The following is an 8,616-nucleotide window of genomic DNA, read 5'->3' as shown; positions in this document are numbered from 1 at the left end:
CCTGGGCGTTACGCAGGAACGCGAAACCGGTGGGTCCCCACGACGTCTGGCCGATACCCTCGCGGTGCTGGGTGGCTACGGCTACGGCCCCGGTCGCTGCGCTAAGCGCGGCGGCGACTGCGGGACTCGAGAACACGCCGCCCTGAACGGGCGCGAAATACTCGCCGATGGTCTGCTGCAATTCGCCAATGCCTCTCGCGAACGCATCGAAATCATGTTCCGCGATTCCCGGCAGCACGAGCATGAGCACGAGATGGCACAGGTGGGCGGCAAGGGCCTGCGGAAAGGGCGCCAGGTTGGCGAGCGCACGCCGTTCCTCGTCGCCGTGGAGGCCTTCCTGGCGAGTGTCGTCGACCATCAGGATGCGCCACGCCTCGGGAAATGGCTGGCGGGTCAGGATCGAGGGCAGGCGCAATGTATTGTCGGGACTTAAGCGGCCGGGACCGCTGTCCACGATCAACCCGCCGTGATCGAATCCGAGCATGCCGATGCCCGAGCGCGCGCCGCGTCCCAGCAGGCGCGCGAGGTCGGCGGTCGGAGTAGACCGTCCCAGCAATCTGACGAACGCGGTGCCGACCGCCAGCGCGAGCTGTGTGCCCGAACCGAGCCCCGCGTGCGCGCGAGGGGCGCGCCGGACGTCGATCAGAACCGGCGGCCCACCGTAAACATCATGTAACAGGCGCAGATACTGAGTGATGCGCTCGTGCTGCACGTCAGAGCGCGCGCCGAGTATTTGCGTTGCATCGGCGTGTTGCGCGATGATCCGCGTGCCGGGGGCGTCTATCGTTAAGCCGACGCTGCCAAACGCGCGGCCGAGCGACGCGCTCGGATCCAGGAAACCCAGGTGCAGACGCGCGGGGGCATCGACGGTCACGGCCCAAAGCGGCGACTGAGTGTCCGGCGAGCGGTCCGAATGATGATCCAGGCGAAGCTGCATTGCGAGTGACCCTGGGTTCGATGACGTGATCAAAGCCGTGGCGGTGACGCCAGGCGCGAGGCCTTCAAGGCAAGAGCCGTACCAACGAAACCGCTCAAGCCTTGGGTGCGTCGTACTTGATATAGCGGAACCGCTGGTCGTCGCGCGGGGTGCCCTCAAGCGGGCCGCCTTCCAGTCCGGGCTGCCACTGGACGACTTCCTCAACCTTGGTCGCGAGGGCGAAATCCTTGTCGGTGATGCCCTTGGCCGAATGCGTCTTGAGCTTCACGATCACAAACGCATACGAGACCGTCAGGTCCGGGTGGTGCCACGCCGCTTCCGCGAGATGCCCGACGGTGTTCACCACCATCAGCGTGCCTTTCCATCCCTCCGTCTTGTACTTGCGGCGCAGCCAGCCGTCCTCCATATACCAGTGCTGGAGTGCGCCCGTCAGGCGCTGCTGGATCTCCTCGTCGGAGTAGACCCTCTCGGGTTGTGTGCTGGTCATGGCAGTGCCTCCCTACGCTCGCTCGAGCGAACCAAGACTGAAGTTCAACCTGTAAGCCTGAGCAAACACCGGGCCAACCTGCATGGGGACAAGCATCGTCAAGCGAACATCGATCGAGCGCTACGCGGATGTTGCAGCGCACCGCGTGGTGACGAGGAACACGGCCCACTCGCAGGGCCTTTCAGGGAGATTCGTGTATCGCGGATTTGACACAGTATGTGTCGTATTCCGAATGAACCGTCCCACCCGAGCGCCGGCGTGGCGCTATCCACCTCCCTGGAAATTGCCGCGCGTGCCGCTCCCGCCGCAATCCTTGCCACGCCCCGTCAAGCTATTGGGCCAGCCTCGACATTCCGGCATGGAATATGCAATTCGTCTTCGCATACAGAAGCCCGGCATTGACCAGGCGAAGCGTCAGCTCGCTGCCCGCACCGGTGAAGGCGCGCCCGGGGCATAGGTGGTGGGGTCATCCCTGAATCGGACGGCAACACATTCTGGAGGAGACATGAAATTACGCACCCTGGTTCTCGGACTGGCGGTGGTTGCGGTAACGGCCCTCAACTCTTTTGTTGCACAGGCCGATTCGCAGCTCGACGCCTTGATCAAGAACTCATCGAACTGGGCGGCTCAGGCAGGTGATTATTCCAATCATCGCTATAGCCCCCTCAAGCAGATCAATGAAAGCAACGTGGCGAAGCTGCAGGTTGCCTGGACCATCTCGACCGGCGTGTTGCGCGGTCACGAGGGCTCGCCGCTAGTCATTGGCGACACGATGTATATCCACTCGCCGTTCCCCAACAAGGTCATTGCGGTCAGCCTGAAGGACCAGACTTTCATTTGGCAATACCAACCGAAGCAGGACTCGCAGGTGCCGTCGGTGATGTGTTGCGACACGGTAAACCGCGGACTTGCCTACGGTGACGGCAAGATATTTCTCCAGCAAGCCGACACGAAGCTCGTCGCGCTGGACGCAAAAACCGGCGAAGTGAAATGGACTGCGCAGAACGGTGACCCGAAGGCGGGCGAAACCAACACCAACGCGCCGCATGTGTTCGGCGATAAAGTGATCACCGGTATTTCCGGCGGTGAGTTCGGAGTACGCGGACGACTCATTGCCTATGACATCAAGACTGGCAAGCCGGTCTGGACCGCCTACAGCACGGGTCCCGACAGCGAGATGCTGCTTGATCCCGACAAGACCATGACCTGGGCCGACGGCAAGATGGTGCCGGTTGGCGCGGACTCATCGCTCAAGAGCTGGAAGGGCGACCAGTGGAAGACGGGTGGCGGCACGACCTGGGGCTGGTATGCCTGGGACCCCAAGCTGAATCTTGTCTACTACGGCACCGGAAATCCGGGCACCTGGAACCCGACGCAACGCCCCGGCGACAACAAATGGTCGATGTCCATCTTCGCCCGCGACCTGAACACGGGAAAGGCGAAATGGGTCTACCAGATGACGCCGCATGACGAATGGGACTATGACGGCGTGAACGAAATGATCCTTGCCGATCTGCCCATGAACGGCAAGAAAGTGCCGGCAATCGTCCATTTCGACCGCAATGGTTTCGGCTATACGCTCAATCGGGAAACAGGACAGTTGCTGGTTGCCGACAAGTACGACCCGGCGGTGAACTGGGCTGACCATGTGGACCTGAAGAGTGGTTTGCCGGTTCGCAACGCGGCGTACTCGACGCAGGCGGCAGGTCCTGACCATAACGTGAAGGGCATCTGTCCGGCGGCGCTGGGCTCGAAGGACGAACAACCGGCGGCCTATGATCCGAAGACCAATCTGTTCCTCGTCCCGACCAATCACGTTTGCATGGACTACGAACCGTTTGAAGTCGAATACGTTTCCGGCCAGCCTTACGTGGGTGCAACCTTGTCGATGTACCCGGGCCCGAACGAAAATGGCGCCATGGGTAACTTCATTGCGTGGGATGCCAGCAAGGGCAAAGTCGCGTGGTCCAAGGCCGAGAAGTTTTCGGTGTGGTCAGGCGCGTTGGCGACCGCGGGCGGGATTGCTTTTTACGGCACGCTCGAAGGCTACATTAAGGCCGTGCGTATCTCGGACGGCAAGGAGCTTTGGAGATTCAAGACGCCGTCCGGAATCATCGGCAATGTGTTCACGTATGAGTATCAGGGCAAGCAGTTCGTAGGCGTCTATTCGGGCATTGGCGGATGGGCTGGTATTGGCATGGCAGCAGGCCTTGAGAAGTCCACGGAAGGGCTGGGCGCGGTCGGCGGCTACCGCGAACTCGCAAAGTATACGGCGCTTGGCGGCACGTTGTTCGTGTTTGCCATCCCGAGCTGACAGGGGCTTGGCAACAAGCTTGTTCCAGTCATTCTTAAGTGAACTGAAGACGCGCACCGGCCACCTCGCTATATAGAGGCGGCCGGACGTGTCCCGGAATCCTCCACCTATCGTTCGAATCCTGCGCCGACGCGGTGACACGCCGAGACGCTGGCGCAGCATGCTTGACTACCATGAAGGAGAGATGCGCAATGAAAGGCCGAACACTCTTGCCGCTGGCGATAGCCCTCGCGATGTTACCGGTTTCATACGCCCAGACAGATCCGGCGCAGATGAAGCAGGTCGCTTACCAGGTTGTCGATGGCAACAAGGTTGATAACAACACGCTGCAAGGCTGGCGGACCTGGCGAGCACTTGACTGCGAACGGTGTCACGGCGCACAGCAGCAGGGCATGGTGGGGCCGTCGCTAATCGATGCGTTCAAGACCATCGATCAGACGGAATTTCATCGCACGGTGTTCGGCGGACGCATAGACAAGGGTATGCCCGACTTTAGCTCCAGCACCATGATGCAGAAGAATTGGCAGAACCTGTTTGCGTATCTGAAGGGGCGTTCCGACGGCAAGATCAAGCCGGGCGACCTGCAGGCGATCGATGCCAAATAAGACCCACGCTGCCCCGACCGTTGCTGACGTTGGCGCCTGTACACGCTATACCGGAGGGACTGATGTCTGAAGCTCATTCAAGGCTTGGCGCGTTTGCGCGCACAGCGCTCGCGGCGGCGTGCGTGTCGTTCGGGTTCAGCATCGCCCATGCCGACGGTCCAGCCCTGCCGCACAACGACGGAGCTGATGGCGTGCTGCGTGTATGTGCCGACCCGAACAACATGCCGCTCTCGAACACCAAGGGTGAGGGTTTCGAAAACAAGATCGCGGCCCAGATGGCGAGCGACTTCGGCTACAAGATCGAATACACCTATTTTCCACAGCGCATGGGTTTTATCCGGCACACGCTGCGCGATAAGATCCCCGACACTGACGACTACAAGTGCGACGTGGTGATTGGCGTGCCAAAGGGGTACGACATGACGTCTACCACGCGTCCCTGGCTGCACTCCACCTACGCGATGGTGTTTCCGAACCGTCCGGAATTCGCATCGATCAATACACCGTCGGATTTGCTCAAGCTGCCGCCTGAGCAGTTGCACAAACTTCGTCTCGGGATTTTTTCCAATACGCCGGCCGTCGACTGGCTGCTTGGCAACAACCTGATTGAGCAGGCCGTGTCGTATAAGGTGCAAAGCGGCGACCCCGCGGAATTCCCGGGCGAGATGATCCAGCGCGACATGTTGGCGGGCAATGTGGATGTCGTTTTCCTGTGGGGCCCCATAGCGGGTTATTTCGCTCGCCAAGCCGGTGACAAGGTCAGGCTTGTGGCCTTTCCGCCAACACCGGGGTTGCGCTTCGACTATGAAATATCAATGGGCGTGCGTTACGGTGAAGGCCCGTGGAAGACGAAGATCGACGAATGGATCGGCGCGAACCAGGACAAGATAAACAAGGTACTCACGAGTTACGAGGTCCCGATGCTTGCTATCAGCGAGCCGCCTGCCGCGCAGGCCAACCAGAAATGAGAACGTGGGCGCTTGTGACGATTCGGTGTGCGGCTTCGATCGCAGCGGTGGCCAGTGTATTGCTGGCTTCTGCGGGCCATGCTTGTGCGGCTGATGCTTCCGGTGCGGCCAGTGCGGCAAGCCCGGCAAGTAGCGCAAGTCCGGAGATTGCGCCGGCTGAGCGGCTTCTTTTCCTGTCGACGCATCTGAAGGGCGTTCAGCCGCACACGGAACTGGACTATGCAGTCGAGCGCTCGGGGCCGCCGACGAAGGAGAAGGATACCGTCAAGGTCCTCGTGGTCAGCGCGGACAACGCCAAGGGCGACGCACTGGTGAGCGACCATGCCGGCAAGGTCGAGGTTTCCGGCGACGGGCTGCCGTGCAACCCGGTGATCCTTTATTTCCTCGAGCATGACATTGCGGAGATGGAGCAGTTGACGGGCGGGCAGCGCCGCTATTTCCAGCGCCGCGTGCGTTTGGCGCTTGCTGCCGGCCCGGCGATCACGCCGGTCGTCCGCGATGCGCAAGGACAGAAGGTCACGGCGAAGCAGATCGTGATTCAGCCGTACCTCGACGATCCGAATGGTGCGCGCTTCCCCCAGTACATTGGCAAACGCTACATCTTCGTCATGTCGGAAGCAGTCCCGGGACAGGTGCTGCTCATTCGCACAGAGGTGCCGGGTTCGAACAACGATTTTGCGCATCCGCTGCAAAGTGAAACGCTGAGTTATCAGGGTGCGTTACGAAGCTTGTCTCCGCCGCCCGGCAAGAAGACACCGGACAAGGCGGTGAATGCGCCACGTGCGAGCCGCTGACGTGTTTGTTCGTCGCGAGCGGGCAGCAGTCGAAGTACCCAAAGTGAGCCTGGCATGGTTCGATGCCAGGCGCGTTCGCTAGTTTGATCTTTTCAGGCGAACCGCCTAGAGCTGGTTTGCAGGATGGCCGCCTACGGTGAACTTCATTCGCTCGCTGACCTTGCGACAGTTGCAGATCTTCGTGATCGCCTGCCGGTATCCGAGCTTTGCACGCGCGGCCGAGGAACTGCACCTGACCCAGCCAGCGATCTCCATGCAGATCCGACAACTGGAGGAAGCCGTCGGGCTGCCGCTGTTTGAGCGCGTTGCCCGTAAGCTGACCCTGACCGAAGCCGGCGAACGACTGTCGCATCATGCGAGCAGGATTCTCGGGGAAATCAAGGACGCCGAGGACGCCATGTCTTCGCTGTCACTGGCCGACAGCGGTTCGATATCGGTGAGTATCGTCAGTTCTGCAACCTATTTTGCGCCAAAGCTGCTTGCCGCGTATTCGGCGCAGTATCCGCGCGTGGACGTGCGTTTCTCGGTAGGAAACCGCGAGACTCTGCTTCGCCAACTGCAGGACAATGTCACCGACCTCGCCATCATGGGCCGGCCGCCGCCCGAGCTCGGCACGACGGCGGAGCCATTGGCGTATCACCCCCACGTGCTGATTGGATCGGTCGATCATCCGCTGCGGGATGCACGCCGATTCGACCTGCAGGAGTTGGCGACCGATACGTTCCTGCTGCGTGAACCAGGGTCAGGCACGCGTGCGGTGTCCGAGCAGATGTTCAAGCAACACTTGTTCACGCCGGCGCGAAGCGTGACGCTTGGCAGTAACGAATCGATCAAGCAGGCCGTGATTGCCGGCATGGGCGTGAGCCTGATTTCGTTGCATACGCTTGCGCTCGAGTTGCGTTCGGAGGTGCTTGCGTTGCTGGACGTCAACGGCACGCCCGTCGAGCGCACTTGGCAAATCGTTCATCTGCGTTCGAAACGTTTGTCGCCGACTTGCATCGCTTTCCGGCGCTTCTTGCTCGAAGAGGCTGCGCCGTTTCTCGAGCGTGAGTACGCGGGGTTCGCGTTGCGGGCGGTCGAGGCGCGGCCGGTGAAATAGTTTTTGCACCCGGGTCCAGAACACGAGGTCAGGGATAAATCCAGCGCGGGCCGCCCGAACAACAAGCTCGGGCTAATGTCCGAGGACGGCCGAGGAACAGCCGAGGAAATCACGCGCTTCATTGACCACCGAGCAGTCCGAACACCGCCACGCCAGTTGACGTCCCCACATACACTTTCCCGTTCGCGATCATCGGCGTGATGAACTTGTTGCCCGGACCGAACTGGTCACGCGAACCCGCCTGATTGCTGTTGTACAACTCGTTCGCCAGGTTGGCCGCGTTATACGCGTGCAGCACTGCAATCGTGCCGTTTTCCGCCGCCCATACAATGCCGTTCGACGTCCCGTTGGCAGAGACGCTGGGCGTCGCGCCGGGCGTGCCGAAACGGGTCGGCGTCTGGCTGGCGGGCGCCGCTGAAAGACGCGCTCCGCTGATCGAAAACGCCTTGATGGCGTCACCGATCGCGCCAAAGTACACCGTGTTGTTGAAGTAAGCCGGCATGCTGAAAACAGGCCCGGCGATTTGTCCGACAAGCTCCTGATAGATGGCGTCCGCGACCGGGTTGTATTTGCCCATGGAGTCGCGGTTGACGACGTAGATGATCGAATCCTTGCCCGCGCCAAGTGCAAGATGATGAACCGCGCCGCTGGCATCGGTAAGATCGGGGAGCACGAGCGCACCGCCCGAACCCAGGTCTTCGTCGGCGGCGGACTCCTGAATCGTATTCGATGCCTCGAAATAGTCAGCGACCGTCAAACCGGTCGTCGTTCCCAGCTTCAGGAACGCATTGCCGTAATCGCCCGATACCTGCACGCCCGCCGCGTTGACCGTGGCGTCGAAGCTGCCGTTTGCGTCGAGCAGAAAAATTGAGGTTCCGTCCGACGCCATGCCCGCGCCGCTCATCCAGATTGCTCCGCCGGAACCGTTCGGCGTGAGATTGAGCACGCTGCTTTGCTTGAGCGTGTCCGCGCTATAAGCGATCATCCAGCCGGTGTAGGGCTGGACGTCACAGTGCGAGGTCCAGCCGGTGTAAATCGTGCCGTTCAGCAGCAGCAGCGACTGGCGCTCGGCATATTGTTTAGGGTCGAAGATCACGTTGCCGCCCGAACTGTTAGCCCCGTTGCCCGGATACGACGCCGCGATCTGCGTCGGGCCACCGAACAATTCAGCACCCGTCGTGATGTCGAGTGCGTGAATCCTCTGGTGATACGCGCCCGCGGCATCCTTGGACATGCCAACAACATAGATCGCGCCGTTCGGTCCACGAGAGCGATCGATAACCGGCGTTGCAGTCACGCCGATCGTTGGAGAAATCTGGAAGCAGCCGATATCGTCGCTGGGGGTTTCGCCGGTGGCGAGGGTGGTCGTTTTCCATAATATCGTGCCCGTGTCGGCGTCAAATGCGTAGATG

Annotated in this window: 8 protein-coding genes; 5 read left to right on the top strand and 3 right to left on the bottom strand. The window is 61.0% G+C overall.

The window, feature by feature from the left end; genetic code table 11:
• On the bottom strand, positions 1–937 hold a 937-nt coding region (locus tag WCA53_RS22080), incomplete at its 3' end, for a beta-ribofuranosylaminobenzene 5'-phosphate synthase family protein (protein WP_423915592.1).
• Between the two features lie 94 nt (positions 938–1,031).
• Positions 1,032–1,424 carry a 4a-hydroxytetrahydrobiopterin dehydratase gene (locus WCA53_RS22075; protein WP_423915591.1) on the bottom strand — a complete coding sequence of 131 codons (393 nt, stop codon included), beginning with the start codon at positions 1,422–1,424 and terminating at the stop codon, positions 1,032–1,034.
• A gap of 505 nt (positions 1,425–1,929) precedes the next feature.
• Here WCA53_RS22075 and WCA53_RS22070 point away from each other — a divergent pair.
• The 5 genes from WCA53_RS22070 (at position 1,930) to WCA53_RS22050 (ending at position 7,204) form a co-directional block, all read left to right on the top strand.
• Complete coding sequence (locus WCA53_RS22070) at positions 1,930–3,738, top strand: methanol/ethanol family PQQ-dependent dehydrogenase (RefSeq protein WP_423915590.1); 1,809 nt, start codon at positions 1,930–1,932, stop codon at positions 3,736–3,738.
• A gap of 191 nt (positions 3,739–3,929) precedes the next feature.
• Positions 3,930–4,343, top strand: coding sequence for a c-type cytochrome (locus WCA53_RS22065; protein WP_423915589.1), 414 nt, complete (start codon positions 3,930–3,932; stop codon positions 4,341–4,343).
• Between the two features lie 62 nt (positions 4,344–4,405).
• Positions 4,406–5,311, top strand: a complete 906-nt coding sequence (locus tag WCA53_RS22060) for a substrate-binding domain-containing protein (protein WP_423915588.1) — start codon at positions 4,406–4,408, stop codon at positions 5,309–5,311.
• The gene (locus WCA53_RS22055) at positions 5,308–6,105 is read left to right on the top strand and encodes a hypothetical protein (protein WP_423915587.1); all 798 of its coding nucleotides are present in this window, start codon (positions 5,308–5,310) and stop codon (positions 6,103–6,105) included. Before WCA53_RS22060 ends, WCA53_RS22055 begins: the two co-directional genes overlap by 4 nt.
• 136 nt (positions 6,106–6,241) lie before the next feature.
• Entirely contained in the window at positions 6,242–7,204 is a 963-nt protein-coding gene (locus WCA53_RS22050) for a LysR family transcriptional regulator (RefSeq protein ID WP_423915586.1), read from the top strand.
• A 118-nt stretch (positions 7,205–7,322) separates the two neighbouring features.
• Here the strand turns inward: WCA53_RS22050 and WCA53_RS22045 are convergent.
• A partial coding sequence (locus tag WCA53_RS22045; protein ID WP_423915585.1) for a pyrrolo-quinoline quinone occupies positions 7,323–8,616 on the bottom strand: 1,294 nt, incomplete at its 5' end.

Origin of the sequence: Caballeronia sp. (assembly GCF_049581465.1) — a bacterium.
In the GTDB taxonomy this organism is placed as follows: Bacteria; Pseudomonadota; Gammaproteobacteria; order Burkholderiales; family Burkholderiaceae; genus Caballeronia.
The sequence above is the reverse complement of the archived record's forward strand: the minus strand, read 5'-3'. Positions and strand labels throughout refer to the sequence as shown.